Genomic DNA, 19324 nt, shown 5'->3' with positions numbered 1-19324 from the left:
CTTGTAGTGAAACGCAGAATTTATAATTTTGATTATTTAAAATAGCGAAGAAGCAGTCATCTGTCCACTTTAAACCATTTACTAAATACTGGCTCCCCTTCGCTAAATTGCCTCCTCCTAATGTCTCGTTCCCCGGATAACGCTAAAAATGTGTAATACGTGCGGAAAAAGAGCATCCATATATTCGGTAACACCTCCGGTACTACCCGGCATTGTAATCACTAACGTATCTCCGATCAACCCGGCAACCGAACGCGAAAGCATTGCGGTAGGTATCCGCTCCTGTCCATATTGTCGCGCAGTTTCAGCTATGCCAGGAATTTCCCTTTCGATCAATTCGCTGACAGCCTCAGGCGTAACGTCTCTGGCCGATAGCCCGGTGCCTCCTGTAATCAGAATCAGATCGTAATGAAGACTTTTCAGGCCAATAATTTTTTCCTGAATCGAAGACTTTTCATCAGGTACAATGCTATAATCCTGAACAGAAATTGCTGACGATTTCAGCTTTTCAATAATTGTCTTTCCCGATTTGTCCTCTCCAACACCAGCTGCAATGCTATCCGAACAAACAATCACAGCCGTTTTTAGATTCCCGGGGACTGGTTTCCGGTCACTTTTCCCACCCTTCTTTTCCAGCAATCGTATGTTATTAATCTCAACGCCTTTATCAATCGGTTTGAGCATATCATACATGGTGAGTGCTACTACGGATGCTCCGTGCATGGCCTCTACTTCAACACCTGTCTTATAGATCGTTTTGACCGTCAGTTCAATTACCACCGACAATTCTTCAATCCGGTAATTCACAGCCGTATATTCAACAGGAATGGGGTGGCAGTCGGGAAGCAAATCAGGTGTTTTTTTTACAGCCAGGAAACCAGCAGCTTTTGCCATTTCAAAAACATCTCCTTTCGGAACAGTCCGATTTTTGATCGCAAGAATGGTTTCAGGTTTGCTTACACTGACTGTCGCCTCGGCTGTTGCAATCCGTAAGGTGTTGTTTTTGTGGGTTATGTCAACCATTAAATGCTTTTATTATAAAATTATATTGAAGTTTTCGCACCAGCTTTTATGCTCCGATCACTTATTCTCTTTCCAGGAATAACCCGTTTCCGTCAGTTCCTTTCCAAAAATGGGCACATTCGCTTTGATCTGCTCTACGATGTATTCTGAGGCTTCGAACGAAACCTTGCGGTGAGCCGATGAGACAAAAACAAAAAGACTGATCTGACCCGTTGGTACTATACCAAGGCTGTGGTATATATGCATACAAATGAGGTCAAATCTGGCAAATGCCGCCTCGCGGATCTGATGAAAGGCTTCCTCCGCCATCTCTTCATAAGCTGAGTATTCAATCCCGCTGACTACTCCCTCCTCTTTTTGGTCAGCTCTGATCTGTCCCAGGAAAATAGCATGCGCGCCAACATTCGTCTTAGATTGGTGACTTGCAATGGAAGACCCAACGAATTCAGGACTAATTGGGCCTTGAACAAATACCTTTTTAGTTTTTTTTATTTTATCCACACTTTGATTCAGTTAAACAGTATTTAGTTTAAAGTAAACAATTCGTTTTATCTGATTGTCATTTATTTCATAAGGCATGAAATCTACAAATTATAGACCACGAAACACAGACAATCGGATTGCAACAAATTTTTGGGCGAGGAAATCAGCCTCCGGCAAATGGAGGCAGCAAAGCCAATTCCGACTGATGCGGCACTAAAATAAAATCATCAGCGATTTGCTTGTTTACAGCAATTTTAAACTTTTTATCTTTTAATAAAGGGTACTTTTCCTCTATCTGCCGGCGAAACTTACCTACCGTAAGATTATCATCCGTCATCCACTGTTCACTGGTCTGGCCGGTTATTTCTGCCAGCATCCCAAAATACATTACATGAATACTCATAACTGTGTCATTTTCTCAGGCCGGTAATAAATGAACTTCTACATGGTCTCCGGCTTCCACTTTATTCTGGTTTACAGTCAAATAAATGATTGCATTAGCTATTGCAAAAGAGCGTAGTGCAAATGATTCCTGTCCATCAAGCGGAATCACAACGTCCTGATTTGCTGTTGCTTTCAAGAATTCATCCCTTTCTCCGTCGAAACTGTAACCGCGCTCGATAGGCATAGACACTGATCTTAAAAAGTAATCGCTTCGCCCGGACATTTTACGAATTGCCGGAAGCACGTACTCGTAGTAACACACAAGTGAGGATGCGGGATTCCCGGGCAAGGCAAAAAATAGTGTTTGCTTTCTTCGTGCAAACAACAAAGGCTTTCCTGGTTTTTGTCTGACCTTATAAAAAATGGTTTCGGCACGGATGCTTTGCAGCGCTTCACCTACAAAATCATAATCTCCGACTGAAATTCCACCACTCGCCAGCACAATATCATTTCTGCCCGCCAATTCATCCAATGCATCAATTGTTGCCCGTAAATCGTCCTTTGCATACAGCACTTCCACATCGGTTACGCCTTCTTGTTGTAGCGCTGCTCGCAACATCAACGAGTTGGATTCATACACCTGGCCATGCCTGATGGAACTACCATTTTGAACTAACTCATCTCCAGTAACAAGCAAACCGATTTTTGGCTTCCGATATACACTTACTTCCTCAACATTAAGTCCTGACAAAAAACCGATTGCTCCGGCTGTAAGCAATATATTTTGGGGAAGAGCTATTGAGCCCTTCATAATCTGCTGTCCAATACTTCTGATATTTCTACCCGGAGTTACCGGGAAATCTTCAATTGTAACAAAACTGCCGGTTCGGGTCGTTCGCTCCTGCATAATTACAGCAGTTGCACCTTCCGGAACGGGGGCTCCTGTAAAAATTCTCATTGCTGCACCGGGAGGTAATACTTGCATAGTTCCCTCGCCTGCTTTTGCTTCCGCCAATATCTCCAAAACGGTGCCTCTGGCAGTGATGTCCGAATCGTGAACTGCGTAACCATCCATAGACGACTGACGGAAAGATGGTAATGATATCGACGCACGAACATCCTGAAACAATACGTAATTGAGTGACTCCGATGGCTTCATGCTCATGCTGGTGAGCACCTCTGTATTTGCAATAATTTTTTGTTTTGCCTCGTTTACAGTTACCATATATTCATACGTTCAGAATTGCAAGATACAATATGTAGGATGTCAATTTGAATATTTCACCAAAAGAGAAAAAAGAGCCATTTTGACCTATTTCGCCTTATTATACCACAAAACTCAAAGAAATAAATATATAACTAACTGTTTATCAGCTATTAAATTATTATCATTTTAACCAAATCATGGTATAGTTATATATTATATTTTTCTCTGGCTTTTGTAAAATATACCTACTACAAACTATTATTTCGCTCAATTACGGAGAAAAGCACAATTTATTGTGTACTTCTATTCTATTTCAAAATTCAACCATATTGAATTAATACTATTACTAACTAGTAAAAGATGCTGTAAATCAGTTTTTTACATAAAAATGAAATTTTATTTGTTCAATACCGTTACCTTTGCAACTTCGGAAAGTCTTTAATGCAGTCATTATACGCATTATACACACCGGAAAGAACCTATGTTTCACGAAATAAAAAATGCATGATTCGACTAATCTTTGTTGCCTTCTCAATCGCAGTAATGGGAAAAGTATCCATGAGCGAGGTGGAGGTAGAAAAGAAAGAACTGAAAGAACTGACAGAAAATACAAACACTATCAATTCAGATCTTCTTGCTATTGACTTCTGTGGCGAGGCTATACCATTATCAGAGCTTCGCATCGCTCAGCGATATCAAAAAATGATCAGAAATTACGATAATCCACAATTTCGTAAGCTGATGACAAGCACTGAAAAAAGGATGCGCACAGTAGAAACCATCCTTAAAAAGTACGGAGTACCAGCCGATTTTAAATATGTTCCCATCATAGAGAGCGCCATGAGTAACGATGTTACATCTCACAGAGGCGCGGGAGGCTACTGGCAGTTTATGCCATCTACAGCTAAATCTCTTGGACTGGTGGTTGACTCAACAAGAGACGACAGAAAACATTTGGTTAAATCCACTCATGCTGCCGCCAAATATTTGCGAGACTTACACCGCCAGCTTGGATCCTGGACGCTCGTTGCAGCAGCTTTCAACGCGGGACCTCAACACATTCAGAATAGAATGAATGCCCAGAACAAGGATGATTACTTCAAGCTCAAACTCAACGCAGAAACAACGAAATACATGTATAAGCTTGTTGCTGTTAAGGAATGGTTTTCCAATCCTGAACGCAGCCGCGAATGGGGAAGCGGAGAAGTTGTTGAGCGTATTGCTGAAATTCACCTCGACAAAAAGAACGCATCACTCAAAGCTGATTCAAAGTCATTCGCACGCTTAGAAACAGGCTCATAATAAGTTTTATTGACCGTTTGTAGTAAGGAAAAGCTGTGATATGCTTTTCTTTGCACCAGATATCCATATAGTTTTATATGGATATCATTTTTTATAATTTATCTTAAATTTCGTTTTTACAGACATGACAAAAGCAGAAATGATCACAGATAAAGGAACCATGCTCATCGAATTTTATGATGAGGATGCTCCTATTGCCGTGAAAAACTTTGTTGATCTTTCAAAAAAAGGTTTTTACGACGGACTAATTTTCCACCGCGTGATACCTGATTTTATGGTACAAGGCGGAGATCCAACAGGAACAGGACGTGGAGGTCCGGGTTACACGATTAAATGCGAGGTAAAGAATGGTAAGCAATACCACGACCGTGGTGTACTCTCTATGGCTCACGCAGGACGTGACACAGGAGGTTCTCAGTTCTTTATCTGCCACAGCAGAAATAACACGGCTCACCTTGATGGCAATCACACCTGCTTCGGTAAAGTTGTTGAAGGAGTTGATACGGTTGACCTGATCCGTCAGGGCGACAAGATTCAGAAGATTACAATTATCGAAGAAGAAGTAGCTTAATTGAGTCCTTTGATACCAAAACGCCTGCTCTCCAAATGGAAAGCAGGCGTTTCTTATTTTGTCTTATTTCCGAATTCTACCAGAATGTAGCGTAAAGGATAATTACAATTGTTAATACAACACCCGCCCCAACTGCAAATACGGTATCCACTTTGAACATCTTCGCATCGATTTCCAGTCCTTTCTTTTCGTCAGGCATAGTTAAACCAAGCACAATCATCACCGCAACACATATTAAGAAAACCCAACCCATTCTGTCAAGGAATGGTATTGTAGTCCAGTCTGCAACCAGAGATAATGGTGGCCAGTTATTATGCATAGCGAGTGCAATCATAAAACCACCTACAATTGCAAAAAGAGCTCCCGCGGAATTGGTCCTTTTCCAGAAGAAGCCCATAATAAATGCAGCAAATACGCCTGGTGAAACCAAACCGGTCATTTCCTGAATGAACTGAAAACCTCCTTTTTTATCAATACCCATATATGGAGAGATAACAATTGCAAGCAACATAGATATTACAATTACCAGCCTTCCTATTTTGACAAGTTGCTCCTCAGATTTGTTTTTACCGAAATACTCTTTAAAAATATCCAGGGTAAATATGGTCGATATTGAGTTGGCTTTTCCCGCAAGTGATGCAACAACAGCAGCTGTTAATGCAGCAAACGACAAGCCTTTTAGACCAACAGGCAGAAGTCCCAATAAAACTGGATAAGCCTTATCGGCAACGATTTCACCATTCTCTGTAAGTTCATTTACAAATAATCCCTTACTGTAAAGTGCGTAAGCAGCAATACCTGGTATAACCACCAGCGCCGGCATCAACAATTTAAGAGCCGCAGCAAATAATAATCCTTTTCTTGCAGTTGGCAAATCTGCCCCGAGCGCACGTTGTGTAATGTATTGATTACAACCCCAATAGTTCAAATTCACAATCCACATACCACCAAATAACACAGTCAGACCTGGCAATTGAGAGTAGAAAGGACTTGACTCCTTAAAAATCATGTGGAAGTGATCGTCGTGATTCGCTTTCATTTGATGGAAACCATCTACCATTCCACCGAATGTGATAAGCCCGTCCCCTGAAACCAGATTGAGCGCCAGATAAGATGTGGCCAATCCACCAATGATTAAGAAAAACACCTGAATAACATCCGTGTAACCGATAACCTTCATCCCACCAATGGTAATGATGATGGCAAAAATGGCCAGACTCCACATGCAGAACCAGAAATCGAGGCCGGATATTCCTGATACCGCCAGTGCTCCAAGGTACAGAATGGACGTAAGATTAACCATGATGTAAAGACCAAGCCAGAACACCGCCATAATTAAGCTCACCTGCTTGTTATACCGTTGCGTAAGGAATTGAGGCATTGTCCATATCTTATTTTTAAGATAAATGGGCATAAAAAAAACTGCAACGACAATAAGTGTCACAGCAGCCATCCATTCGTAGGTAGAAATAGCAAGTCCCATGGAAAAGCCGTTTCCTGACATACCAATAAATTGTTCAGCAGAGATATTTGATGCGATCAAAGATGCTCCAATTGCCCACCATGTAAGCGATCCTTCTGCAAGAAAGAAGTCCTTAGTAGATTCTATTCCGGTTTTTTTTCTGTTGTAGATATAGTACCCGTAAGCAGCAACTATGATGAAATAAACAAAGAAAATGATGTAATCGGGTAATTGTAGCTGTTGCATACAAATTCAATAAGAGATTAAGTGTTAACCAAAATTCACTTCAAACCGAAAGGTACATTATTTTCAGAAAATAGTGCAACCTGCGATATACCATCTACGTACAATATTTGTGTATTTGAACGAAAATCGCCTAATTTTTACCAAAATTACTCTCTCGCAAGCCTTAGTCCCTGGCAGGCAAAGGTCGCCTCAACGGATTTAAAGGCAGCTTGGCGCGTTTAGAGTTTTCACCATTTAGTTGTTCAGCATTCCGATAAGCCGACTCAAAACCTTGCCCTTCCTGCATGCCGGCGATAAGTCGGCTCATTCCCTTTGAACCAGTGTTGTGTAGCCAGTATGACACTTCCAGCCCCGAAGTCATATACGCAAGCATGACATACTGCTGATTTCCCCTGAAAAAATCTTTAACCGACTCAATGTCTTCCAATTCAAGAATCTCCTGCCCTCCCCTGGTATAATACAACCACTCGTCCATGTATTCCATATACCGGTCAACGGGATGCCGGGCGCTCACAAATCTTGTATCCAGCATGAGCGCAATCCCTTCGTTAAACCATTGAGGAATCTGCATCGTCGTTTTCCACCAACCAAGCCTTGTCAAAAGCTCAATATGGCTCATTTCGTGGCTAATTACATCAATATTGACTTCCTGCATGTTGAGGATAATAAATGTGCTTCCCCATGGAGTTCCCAGGCTGCACCCGGCACCTTCGGTACTGCGGCAATATTTAACATACTCCTCCTGATTGTTACAGACAATGATCACCGGTCTGGAAGTCTTGCCGGTATAAAAGGAGTCCACCCGCATTTCGGACTGCGAGATGTATTTCAAGAGTTTCCTGGATTGTGAAGAAGATACTGATGAACTGGCGTAAACATTTTGTTTCAATGCTCTAAAACCAGAAAATCGAATTATTTCACAATTAAAAATCTGGGGATATAGAAAAGCCAGACTGGAAAGAATAACCAACACGCCCACAACAATGTATTTCCCGAATGGGATAAAATACCGGTTGAGTAAGCGGGAAGTTTTCAAATTGAGAATATAATTAACCTGACGGATAACGAAGACCATATTTCTCCGTAAACAAAATAACCGCAAATGGCTCTTTCAAGGCATTTGCGGTTATTTTATATAAAATGTATCGCTTTCGCCTTTTAGTGTTTGAAATGACGCACTCCGGTGGTCACCATCGCTAAACCATTTGCGTTGCAATACTCAACTGAATCTTTATCACGAATAGAACCACCCGGCTGAACCACCGCTGTAACTCCAGCCAAATGCGCAATCTCTACACAGTCAGCAAATGGAAAAAACGCGTCGGACGCCATTACAGCTCCATTCAAATCGAATCCGAATGCCTTTGCTTTGTCAATTGCCTGGCGCAATGCATCCACACGGGATGTCTGTCCCGTTCCACTTGCAAGAAGTTGATTTTCCTTAGCAAGAACAATCGTATTGGATTTGGTATGTTTGCACACTTTAAGTGCAAATTCCAGTGCACTTAGTTCATCCGCGGTTGGTGCTTTTTCTGTAACTGTTGTGAACTGTGAAGCAATCTCAGTCGACAAGTCTTTATCCTGTACCAACACACCATTCAATATCGTTTTGAACATCACGTTAGGAAGTTCAACCGCGTTGCGTTTCAGCAATATTCTGTTTTTCTTGGATTTCAACAATGCCAAAGCATCCTCTTCATAAGCCGGAGCGATCAATATCTCCATGAAGAGTTTGTTAAGTTCTTCCGCTGTTGCCAGATCAACTGTTGAATTGGTGATAACAACGCCACCAAATGCAGAAACGGGATCACAGGCAAGGGCATTGTCATAAGCTTCCTTCGCAGTGGCAGCTGTCGCGATTCCGCACGCATTGGTATGTTTAATAATTGCGAATGTAGGATCACCGTCAACGAATTCATCGATCAGGTTCACGCACGCATCTACATCAACCAAATTGTTGTATGACAATTCCTTTCCGTGCAATTTGTCGAATATCCCTTCCAGGTCGCCAAAATATGTAGCACTTTGGTGTGGGTTTTCACCATAACGTAATGTTTGGGAAGGCAGTTTTTGGAAATCATAAAGTGCAGCGTCCGATGCCACTTCTTTTGAAATAAAATAACTATTGATCGCACCGTCGTAATGTGAAGAAACCGCAAAAGCTTCTCCTGCATATTGACGACGATCTTCAAAATCAGTAGCACCACCTTTGGCAGACAACAAATCAACAACCGCACCATACTGGCTTCTTGAAGATACGATCAATGTGTCTTTGAAATTCTTGGCCGTAGCACGAATCAGAGAAATTCCTCCAATGTCTATTTTCTCAATAATATCTTCCTCACTTGCACCTGAGGCAACTGTTTCTTCAAACGGATACAAATCAACCACAACAAGGTCGATTGCCGGAATGTTGTACTGAGCAGCCTGGGCAACATCTCCTGCATCATCGCGACGATACAAAATTCCGCCCATAATCGCCGGATGTAAAGTTTTTACTCGTCCGCCAAAAATAGAAGGATAACCGGTAAGCTCCTCCGCGGCCGTAACCGGTATCTGAAGATTCTCAATGAATGTTTGCGTTCCGCCGGTAGAGTACAGTTTCACACCATTCTCGTGCAAGAGACGAACCAAAGGTTCAAGTCCATCCTTATAATAAACAGATATAAGCGCGGATTGGATTTTTTTAGACATTGTTCGATTATAGATTATAGATTTGGGATGTCAGAATAACTCAAATCACCTGATTTAAAAGGCCAGACCGTTTCCCTTCAAGAATAAACCGCAAAGATAGATTAAAAAAAAACGAAGTGAGAAGCATTTTGAGTAAACAGTTTAGAGTAAGAATGTTTACAGTGCTTCCGCCAGCGAAAAAATAAAGTGGTATGAAATTATTCAGAAATTAAATAAAACATTGAAACCCAAATTATGAATCTTAACCTGACAGGAAAAACGGCTTTGGTATGCGGAAGTACCCAAGGCATTGGCAAAGCAACGGCGGTCGAACTGGCATTACTGGGTGCGAACGTGACACTGGTAGCACGAAATGAAGAAAAACTCCGCGAAACAGTGGAAACGCTGGATACTTCATTAGGACAGTTGCATCGTTACGTTATTGCCGATTTTGCAGACAACCAAAATGTAAAGGAAGCGTTGGAAAATTATCTGCGGTTTTGCCCGGAAGTACATATATTGATTAACAATACAGGCGGTCCTGCCGGTGGCCCCATCATTGAGGCAGATACTGATCAGTTCCTTAAAACGTTTCAGATGCACCTTCTCAATTACCAATTCATTGCGCAAGCGGTGGTTCCATCCATGAAAAATGCAGGGTTCGGGCGGATCGTCAACATCATCAGTACATCGGTAAAACAGCCGATTCCCGGATTGGGTGTTTCCAATACCATTCGGGGTGCTGTGGCCAGTTGGTCCAAAACGCTTTCGCTGGAATTGGGTCAGTTTGGCATCACATCCAACAATGTTTTACCGGGTTTCACGAAGACTGCGAGACTGGAAGCCGTTCTTGAAATGAGGAGTAAGTCAAGTGGAAAATCTTTGGAGAAAACTTCGCAGGAAATGCAGGCGACCATTCCTATCCGCCGGTTCAGCGGGGCGGAAGAGGTGGCAGCCGCGGTTGCTTTTTTATGCAGCCCTGCCGCGGGGAGTATCAATGGAGTCAATCTGCCTGTGGATGGAGGAAAGACTGAAAGTTTGTAACTGCTAGCGCCAGCCAAAGCCGACAGCAACACCTCCGACGGAAGCAACTTTACTATCAACCAGCGACGGCGTATATCTTATTTTTAATATGTAAATCCACTTTGTACTAACAATGTGAAACCGTAATCCTGCCAATGCCAAAGGACAAATTTGTTCTTGCTGATCTGTTGGTGGGAAGTAGACATTTACATATTTGTCAAATAAAAATGCAGAAGTTCCAACTTCAAAATAAGATTCCAATACATTGTGTCCGGGGTGTGGTTGACATTCCTTTTTCCTGTATCGATTCAATAGAAAATTGTAAGTCAGCGCTGCCGAAATGGAATAAGTTGTGTAGTCGCTAATATTATAAAGTCCCAATCCTGCTTGTAAAGCAAGAAAACTTCTTGACTTATAACCAAACATTACTTCAGTACAGACCTGTCTTTGCGGAGCAGTCCCAAAAGCTTCAACGCCGACAGCGGCACGAAGAGGGGTGTAATAAGGTTGGGCAGACAATGAGTTTATTGAAAAAACGAAAAAGATGATCAGTTTTCGCATGATTGATGAAGGGCTTTTGAACCTTCAACGAAGCATTGGCATCCAGTGGTATCAGAACAGAAAAATCTGTATACGTACCTGGTTATCGCATGACAAAACTATGTTTAACAAAAAAGGAGCAAGCCTCGCAGCCTGCTCCTTTCTATTTTATTAACAAAATCAGGAATTAATATCCAGGATTTTGTTTAAGATTTTCATTCACTGCAATCTGCTGACTTGGGATTGCGTAAACCAACCTTATTGGATCACTATCAGTGGTTCTGATTTGACCTGCTTTCAGGAATTTACCGAAACGGATAAGGTCTTGTCTTCTCCATCCTTCCCAGTAAAGTTCACGTGAGCGTTCGTCAAGCAATACATCCAGATTAAGCGTTGTCAAAGCGGCAACTCCACGGTTGGTACGAATGGAATTAACAAGCGTCAAAGCATCAGCTGGTGCACCAGGAGTACCTCCACGAAGAATAGCTTCTGCCTTCATCAACAATACATCCGAGTAACGATAAACAACCCAGTCATTGTTTTTCTGTCCTCTGGATGCGAAGTCAAAAGGATATTTAATGGACCTGATACCAGCCGTTTCAAGTGTATTACCGCTGGTACGAATGCCAACCTCTTTTGTAAACACCAAAGGTTGTGTAGACGGAGTTCTTGCCATCAATGGTTTATTAGTCACCCAGCTGGTCTGTTGTCCTTGCAATAATCCAACATTCTGAATTTTGTAACCTTTGGTACGATTAGAAGTTGTATCTGCTGGATAGTCGTAGTAGATACCTCTTCTTTCGTCACCAGTACCAAATTTATCGTACAGACCAGACAATGCAGCCCATCCGTTCCATCCACCAGGCGTCATGTTGTAGTGTGACACAGTCCAGTAAGCTCTGTCTACACCTCCGCCTCTTACACCTTCCTCGTTATAAAGCGTATAGATGTTTTCGGTAGACTTCACATCGTTATCCGGAGCAAAGTTGTCAAAATACTTACCAGCAGAAGATAAGCTATATCCTGTCACTTCGTTTGCAAGACTGATTACCTTCGCCATGTCAGCAGCATCGAATTTCGGTGCATTTCTACTTAGGAAAGTACCCTTATTCAGATACACTTTCATCAACAAAACACGTGCAGCGTTTTTATTAGCCACAAAAGCCTTGCCGCTTGCCGGCAGATCAGGCATGATCGCATTTACCTCAGAAATGATAAAATCAATTGCCTCCTGTGAACTAAGCGTTTTAGGAAGAGCCCGGAAATCGTCCAAATTTTCTCTATAAGGAACCACTCCCCACAAATCCAGCACATCAAACATAGCCAAAGCCCTTATAAAACGAGCCTCTGCTGCCTGCTGAGCAGAAGGGCTGTAACGTAAGACATTGGAAGCCTGAAATATTGCGGTTAATAAACCACCGAATGTTCCACTCATATAACCGTTGTCAGCATTCCAGGTATGCAGGTGAATCGCACGGTGCAGACCATTATCATCCCAGTCACCACCACGTGTTGGTGCTACCGATTCATCTGAGGAAAGCTGCTGCAAGCACCATCGGTTATCCTGCTGATAAGGGTTATTCAATGATGCATACGCACTGATCAATAAGCCGGCAGGAGTAATGTTTCCACTTGTACTCTCCTCCAAATCACTATGTAGCTGCTCGTCTAGATCTGTGCAGGAAAACACAGATAATCCTAGCAGTAGTGTTGCACAATATGTTTTAAATCGCATAAAATCTTTTGTTTTAAATTACAATGAAAAGTTTACTCCTAACAGAAACGTTCTTGCAGAAGGGTAAGGCACATATTCAATCCCAAGTGATGGTATATCACTGCTTGAACCGTCCGTGTTAACTTCCGGATCGAAACCTTTGTACTTTGTAAGAACAAAAAGGTTCTGACCTGTCAGAGAAATATTCAGGTTTTTAAATGCTTTTCCAACGCTTCCTACTCTGTAGCTCAAAGTCAGGTTAGACATCTTCATGTAATCCCCTTTTTCAAGGTAACGTGTTGAAGGAGCAGCAGAATTGGAAGTAGATTCTTTAATATCCGTTTTGTAAAAATCCTTGGCCATATTTCTGCTTGGCATGTTATTGATACCCAATACAGTAGCAAATGTGTTGTTGAACAAATAATGTCCAAAAGCTCCGTTCATATTCACAACAGCCGAGAACTTCTTGTAAGTTACGTCAGTGGAGATCCCAAGAAGGGTTGTTGGATTAGGACTTCCTACATAAGATTTGTTTTGTGCAGGGTCAACCGAAGTACTGGCATTGCCATCTGCTCCAACATACATACTTGTTCCTGTTGCAGGATCAATTCCTGCATAAGTAGCAAGGTACCAAACGTTAAGTGGTTGTCCACTCACCATACGCTGTCCCAATACACCTGAGAAACCCTGACCTCTTAGCTGAGCTGTTTCATAAAATCCAGGTAAACCAGATACACTGTTTTTCAGGAATGTAGCATTGGCAGACAGATTCCAAACCCAGTCCTTGGTTTCCAGAACCGTACCTGTAAGCGCTACCTCAACCCCTTTGTTAACTACTTCTCCGTCCAGGTTTACCCAAACTCTACCATTTGGTGCCGGCTGAGCAAGTGTTCTCTCAAACAAAGCATCTGTTGTTTTTTTGTTGAAATAATCAATAGATCCAATGATTCTTGACTGGAACAAGCCGAAATCAATACCGGCGTTGATTGTTTCAGAACTCTCCCATTTCAAATCAGGGTTACCATAGTTAACCTGACTTACACTTTGATTTCCAAACGCATAACGATCTCTTGATGCTCCCGATGGGAATTCTCTGTTACCGGTTTTACCCCATCCTACACGCACCTTCACGTTGTTCAATGTAGTATTTCCTTTCAGAAACTCTTCGTTCGATACGTTCCATGCTACTGCAAGTGCAGGGAAGTTCGCGTATTTGTTGTTTTCTCCAAATTTCGTAGAACCGTCTCTTCTAACGGTAGCTGTAACCAGGTATTTATCAAGATAATTAACCCCAGCTCTTACGAAATATGATTGCAATTCGTCGGATGGGCTTCTGTATGAATTCGCACCTCTGTTGTTTGTGATAGAATAGTTCAGATAGTCATAGAAATCCAGTCCTACGTTAGGGAATCCACTCGCATTCACCGTATTCCAACTTTTTGCATAAGAAAGGTATTCATAACCTGCAACAGCATTAACACTCAATGATGGGTTAAGTTGTTTGTTGTAAGAAAGCGTATGCGTAAGCTGCTGATTGGTTTCCTGGTTGTTACCTACGAAAGCAAAACCATTGTTAGTAGTATTCTCGTTAACAATACCATCCAACAATCTACCTTTTCTGATACCCATCTGACGTGTTACGCTATACACAAATTTGTATTCCAGGTCATTGGTAATTTTGAAAGAAGGTGCAATGTTCGCAACAATTGTGTTAACAGTTGCATTGTCCTTGTACGCATGCAAGTTAGCAAGCGGGTTACCTGTAATTGCGTTGATGTAGGTGAAACCACCATCATCCTTTATTAGCGGACGGGTTGGGTTCCATGCAAGAGCCATTGAGATCAGGTTACCATCAGCACCTCTGCCGACGTCTATCGGTACAATATTTTCGTCTGTTTGAGTGAAAAGAACACCGAAATCAAGACCTAGTCTTTTGCTTTCAAGGAATTTAAAGTTGGTGTTCAAGCTCGCAGTATACTTTTTCAAATCAGAATTTTTGATGATACCTTTCTGATCCATGTAACCTGCAGAGATACGGTATTTACCATTGTCGGTACCACCGGTTACTGCCACAGAATAGTTCTGAACAGGTGCAGTTCTGGTTATTTCGTCAAAAGCATTTACGTTACCTTTAAAATCGTATGAATTAGGATCAGCATCAGGAGCATAATATTTAGCTGCTTGTCTGAATTCGTCAGCAGACAAAACTTCCGGTCTTCTTAGCAATGAAGACACACCAGTTGATGCGTTGAAACTTACAGTAGGAGCACCAGATGCACCACGTTTTGTAGTGATGATTACTACACCATTCGCTCCACGTGAACCATAGATTGCTGTTGCGGATGCATCTTTAAGGATGTCCATACTTGCGATATCGCTTGGATTCAGATAAGCAAGCGGGTTACCGCCGTCAGATCCAAAACCTCCGCTACCACCCGGACGAGCCGAACTACCAGATAATGGAATACCATCCAAAACGAAAAGAGGGTTATTCCCGGCACGGATCGAGGAGTTACCACGAATCCTCACGGTAGCTGCTCCACCAGGCTGACCTGTGTTATTGATCACCATTACACCTGGCGTACGCCCCTGGATAAGCTGATCAGGAGAAGTAATCACACCTTTGTTGAAGTCTTTGGATTGCAAAGATGATACAGAACCTGTTAAATCTTTTTTCTTAACTGTTCCGTACCCAATTACAACAACTTCTTCAAGTGCCTTTGCATCGTCAGTCAACACAACGTCAATTTTGGTTTCGCTGCCTACTGTAACCTCTTTTGAGGTAAATCCAATAAAGCTAAACTGAAGCACAGAACCAGAAGGTGCCGATAACGTATACTTGCCATCCATATCGGTTGTAGTTCCTTTTGTAGATCCTTTAACCGCAATGGAAACACCTGGTAATGAGCCACCTTTTCCATCTGTTACAACTCCGCTAAGTGTAACATCCTGTGCGTACAGCTGTCCACAGACAAATAGAAACAAAAGCAAAAACAACTGCTGCCTTTTGCGGCTGGAAGCGTTTCTCTTCGGTTCTAATTTTTCAGCACTACCGTCGCGATGACGATAAAAACTTAAGAATAAATTCACCATAGGTTAAACTTGATTGGTATATTGATAAAAATTAGAATTGTACAATTTAAAACATTATTCTTTAAATAATTATTACTTACTTTCAGTGGGTTATCTCTTCCATAAGTGTCATTTTTTAAATAATTAATAAAAATATTGTACAATCAGGGTGACAAATTAATATAATTACTTTTGATAATGCAATACAAAAAATCACAAAACCACCGTCCTGTTTAACATTTTTTAACTTGCCGCATTTTATCTGATTATTATACAAAATTGACATTGGATGAATGCAAAATCCCACCTAAAAACCGGAAACTAAAAATTCACTGACTCACTTTTATTTGGCGCCCGCCACATTCTCTCAAATAATGCATAAAATCATGTTGCGTTGTTTGTAACTTTGGGGCTGTTTCAATTCCCGATTTTTTGCTATTTATGGCTCCGCTGTCTCCTGTTTCTACTACCGAATTACATTCTCTAGCCGCTCAGCTTGAAGGTGACCTTTTCTATGATAATACAATTCGTACGCTCTATGCCACGGATGCTTCTGCATACAGGGAAATGCCCACCGCGGTTGCCATTCCCAAATCAGAAAAGGATATCAAAACCCTGATTTCATTTGCGACTAGTCATAAGATATCGCTCATTCCGAGAACGGCGGGTACATCTTTGGCAGGCCAGGTGGTAGGGAGCGGAATTGTAGTGGATGTTTCCAAACATTTCACACAAATACTGGAAATTAACGCTGCTGAAAAATGGGCAAGAGTACAGCCCGGTGTTGTTCGGGATGAATTGAACATGGCATTGAAACCATACGGCCTGTATTATGGCCCGGAGACTTCAACGGCCAACCGCGCCATGATTGGTGGAATGGTAGGAAATAACTCATGTGGCTCAAATTCCATTGTATATGGAAGTGCACGCGAGCATACCCTTTCGGTAAAAGCGATTCTTGCCGATGGAACGGACGCTGAATTTAAAAACTTATCGGTCAACGATTATAACAATCTCATCGCTGCCTCTGCTCAGAAAAACGGCGGCGCAGGTTTACTGGATAAAATCTATCTGAAAACAAATGAGATTCTTTCTTCTGAAACCAATCAGCTTGAGATTAGAAAGAATTTCCCGAAACCAAGCATCAGCCGCCGTAATACGGGTTATGCGTTGGACATGCTTTTAAACACCGAACCATTCCAGGGATCAGCAGCCAACCAAACGCAAAATGAGGTTAGCCCATTTAATATGTGTAGCCTCATTGCGGGCTCAGAGGGCACACTATGCTTTTTGACAGAAATAAAAGTTAATCTGGTGCCGACACCACCCAAAACACAGGGGTTGGTTTGTGTTCATTGTGATTCTATTGATGAAGCTTTGCGCGCGACAGTGCTGACATTAAAATACGGTCCTCAAGCGGTTGAGCTTATTGATGACTACGTGCTGGAATGCGCGATGACCAATGCGGAACAAAAGAAAAACGCATTTTTTGTAAAAAATAAACCTGACGGTACTTTTCCCGCCATTCTTGTGGTTGACCTTTCCCGTGAAACTACGCAAGAGGTAGAAGCTTTGGCACAAACCATGCAAAAGGAGTTGGAGGAGGCTGGTATGGGATTCCATTATCCATTGCTATTTGGTGACGACACTAAAAAAATATGGACTTTACGGAAAGCAGGTCTGGGATTACTTTCAAACATTCCGGGAGATGGCAAAGCTGTTGCAGTAATAGAAGACACTGCTGTGGATGTATACGACCAGCCTGACTACATCCGGGATTTCAACATTATCCTGAAAAAAAATGGCATGTCGGCGGTTCATTACGCGCATGCAGGAACGGGTGAGATTCACCTTCGTCCGATTATTAATCTAAAAACAGCAGAAGGCCACAGGCAATACCGGATGATCGCCGAAGAGATAGCCGATCTGGTAAAAAAATATGATGGTTCTCTTTCCGGTGAACATGGCGACGGACGGCTTCGGGGAGAGTTTATTCCAAAAATGGTTGGTGAGCATAATTATCAACTTTTTAAGGAAATCAAAAAAGCGTGGGATCCAAATAATATCTTCAATCCTGGTAAAATCGTGGGTACAGCACCGATGGATACCTTCCTGAGATATGAAGCGGATCAAAAAACGCCTGAATTTAAAACTTACTTCCGCTTTCATGATCAGGATATTCTCCAACACGCCGAACAATGCAATGGCTCGGGTGATTGCCGGAAAACGCAACTGAGCGGCGGTACCATGTGTCCGAGTTTTATGGCTACCCGTAATGAAAAGGATACCACCCGTGCAAGAGCGAATATTCTGCGCGAAATGCTCACACATTCGCCAAAGGAAAACCGGTTCGACAATAAGGAGATCAAAGAGGTTTATGACCTGTGCCTCGCTTGCAAGGGCTGTAAAGGCGAATGTCCTTCCAATGTAGATGTGGCCAAATTGAAAATGGAGTTTCTCCAGCAATACCACGATGAACACGGTGTGCCGCTGCGTTCCTGGCTGGTAGGAAACTTTTCAAAAATGACTGGATTGGCAAGTTATGTTCCCTGGGCTTACAATCTGATATATAAAAACGATCCGCTACGTAAGATTGCAAACCGTATTGTTGGTTTCCACCCGGAAAGAACAATGCCCTTGCTTCATGACACAACATTACTTGCTTGGTATAAAAAACGAAGAAAGTCTTCCTCTCTTCCCCATTCTCCATCTGCCCGGAGAGTGTATTTGTTCTGCGATGAGTTCACCAATTATAATGATGTAGAAATTGGCAAGAAATCAATACAAACTCTGGAAAAACTGGGTTATGAAGTAATTATCCCGCAGCACGGACCATCGGGCAGGCCACAGCTTTCAAAGGGTCTTTTGAAGGATGCTAAAAAAATCGCCGAGGAAAATATCAGGTTGCTGAAAGATGTGATCTCACACGACATGCCGCTGGTTGGAATAGAACCTTCGGCAATCCTGACTTTCAGAGATGAATATCCTGATCTGGTGAGTGACGAATATGTAGAAGATGCCAAAAAACTGGCTCAGAATGCGTTGCAGTTTGATGAGTTTGTTGCAAGAGAAATCGAATTGAAACACATATCCAAAGACGTGTTCACGAAGGAAAAGAAGCTGATCAAACTACACGGACATTGCCAGCAAAAAGCGATATCCAGTATGGTTCCGACTAAAAAGATGTTATCTCTTCCTGAAAACTATACCGTGCAGCTCATTCCATCGGGCTGCTGTGGTATGGCGGGATCTTTTGGTTATGAAAAAGAACACTACGATATTTCCATGCAAATTGGAGAACTGGTACTGTTTCCAACCGTGCGCCAACAGCCGGAGGAAGTGATTATTGCTGCACCGGGAACCAGCTGTCGTCATCAGATTCACGATGGAACAGGAAGAAAAGCATTGCACCCTGCTGAAATTCTTTGGGAGGCTTTGGTTTAGGTTTATTGATGATCTGTTGTTACATCCCTACGGGATTTGACAACGTAGGGCTTCCGCTTTATTCTAAGGATATTTCATCCCTCTGGGATTTGAGGGTTGAAATTGGAGGGAATTTGTGATGCAATCCCAGAGGCATGTACTCGGTACATGTCCACGGATTTAGATCATGTATATGTTTGA

The 19324-nt window shown here is 42.2% G+C and carries 14 protein-coding genes; 4 read left to right on the top strand and 10 right to left on the bottom strand.

What is annotated here, in order from left to right:
• Positions 1-117 precede the first annotated feature (117 nt).
• The 4 genes from moaCB to glp form a co-directional block, all read right to left on the bottom strand.
• Positions 118-1023: a bifunctional molybdenum cofactor biosynthesis protein MoaC/MoaB gene (gene moaCB / locus LZG71_RS13020; RefSeq protein WP_233821036.1), complete on the bottom strand. Its 906-nt coding sequence runs from the start codon at positions 1021-1023 to the stop codon at positions 118-120.
• A gap of 57 nt (positions 1024-1080) precedes the next feature.
• Complete coding sequence (locus LZG71_RS13015) at positions 1081-1524, bottom strand: molybdenum cofactor biosynthesis protein MoaE (RefSeq protein ID WP_233821034.1); 444 nt, start codon at positions 1522-1524, stop codon at positions 1081-1083.
• A gap of 145 nt (positions 1525-1669) precedes the next feature.
• Positions 1670-1909 carry a MoaD/ThiS family protein gene (locus LZG71_RS13010; protein ID WP_233821032.1) on the bottom strand — a complete coding sequence of 80 codons (240 nt, stop codon included), beginning with the start codon at positions 1907-1909 and terminating at the stop codon, positions 1670-1672.
• Between the two features lie 15 nt (positions 1910-1924).
• On the bottom strand, positions 1925-3115 hold the full coding sequence (glp, locus tag LZG71_RS13005) for a gephyrin-like molybdotransferase Glp (protein ID WP_233821030.1): 1191 nt from the start codon (positions 3113-3115) through the stop codon (positions 1925-1927).
• A gap of 486 nt (positions 3116-3601) precedes the next feature.
• Between glp and LZG71_RS13000 the strand changes: the two genes are divergently transcribed.
• Together LZG71_RS13000 and LZG71_RS12995 are read left to right on the top strand one after the other, a co-directional pair.
• Positions 3602-4399: a lytic transglycosylase domain-containing protein gene (locus tag LZG71_RS13000; protein ID WP_233821028.1), complete on the top strand. Its 798-nt coding sequence runs from the start codon at positions 3602-3604 to the stop codon at positions 4397-4399.
• Between the two features lie 124 nt (positions 4400-4523).
• Positions 4524-4970, top strand: coding sequence for a peptidylprolyl isomerase (locus LZG71_RS12995; RefSeq protein ID WP_233821026.1), 447 nt, complete (start codon positions 4524-4526; stop codon positions 4968-4970).
• Between the two features lie 76 nt (positions 4971-5046).
• On the opposite strand, the gene LZG71_RS12990 is transcribed toward LZG71_RS12995, so the two are convergent.
• The 3 genes from LZG71_RS12990 to purH all read right to left on the bottom strand — a co-directional run bounded on the left by LZG71_RS12990 (position 5047) and on the right by purH (position 9372).
• Positions 5047-6678: a sodium:solute symporter family transporter gene (locus LZG71_RS12990; RefSeq protein ID WP_233821024.1), complete on the bottom strand. Its 1632-nt coding sequence runs from the start codon at positions 6676-6678 to the stop codon at positions 5047-5049.
• Positions 6679-6841: 163 nt separating this feature from the next.
• A complete protein-coding gene (locus LZG71_RS12985; RefSeq protein ID WP_233821022.1) occupies positions 6842-7714 on the bottom strand; it encodes a hypothetical protein in 873 nt (290 codons plus the stop codon).
• A 122-nt stretch (positions 7715-7836) separates the two neighbouring features.
• Positions 7837-9372: a bifunctional phosphoribosylaminoimidazolecarboxamide formyltransferase/IMP cyclohydrolase gene (gene purH, locus LZG71_RS12980; protein WP_233821020.1), complete on the bottom strand. Its 1536-nt coding sequence runs from the start codon at positions 9370-9372 to the stop codon at positions 7837-7839.
• Positions 9373-9606: 234 nt separating this feature from the next.
• On the opposite strand from purH, the gene LZG71_RS12975 reads away from it, so the two are divergent.
• A complete protein-coding gene (locus tag LZG71_RS12975; protein WP_233821018.1) occupies positions 9607-10395 on the top strand; it encodes an SDR family oxidoreductase in 789 nt (262 codons plus the stop codon).
• Between the two features lie 3 nt (positions 10396-10398).
• On the opposite strand, the gene LZG71_RS12970 is transcribed toward LZG71_RS12975, so the two are convergent.
• The 3 genes from LZG71_RS12970 to LZG71_RS12960 all read right to left on the bottom strand — a co-directional run bounded on the left by LZG71_RS12970 (position 10399) and on the right by LZG71_RS12960 (position 15721).
• Positions 10399-10935, bottom strand: coding sequence for a hypothetical protein (locus LZG71_RS12970; protein WP_233821016.1), 537 nt, complete (start codon positions 10933-10935; stop codon positions 10399-10401).
• A 166-nt stretch (positions 10936-11101) separates the two neighbouring features.
• Positions 11102-12649: a RagB/SusD family nutrient uptake outer membrane protein gene (locus tag LZG71_RS12965; protein WP_233821014.1), complete on the bottom strand. Its 1548-nt coding sequence runs from the start codon at positions 12647-12649 to the stop codon at positions 11102-11104.
• Between the two features lie 18 nt (positions 12650-12667).
• Complete coding sequence (locus LZG71_RS12960; RefSeq protein ID WP_233821012.1) at positions 12668-15721, bottom strand: TonB-dependent receptor; 3054 nt, start codon at positions 15719-15721, stop codon at positions 12668-12670.
• A 420-nt stretch (positions 15722-16141) separates the two neighbouring features.
• Here LZG71_RS12960 and LZG71_RS12955 point away from each other — a divergent pair, with 420 nt between their 5' ends.
• Positions 16142-19144 carry an FAD-binding and (Fe-S)-binding domain-containing protein gene (locus tag LZG71_RS12955; protein ID WP_233821010.1) on the top strand — a complete coding sequence of 1001 codons (3003 nt, stop codon included), beginning with the start codon at positions 16142-16144 and terminating at the stop codon, positions 19142-19144.
• Positions 19145-19324: the final 180 nt, after the last annotated feature.

The sequence above is a fragment of the Dyadobacter sp. CY312 genome, from assembly GCF_021390535.1.
Classification (GTDB): domain Bacteria; phylum Bacteroidota; class Bacteroidia; order Cytophagales; family Spirosomataceae; genus Dyadobacter.
This window is presented reverse-complemented; position numbering and strand designations above follow the sequence as displayed.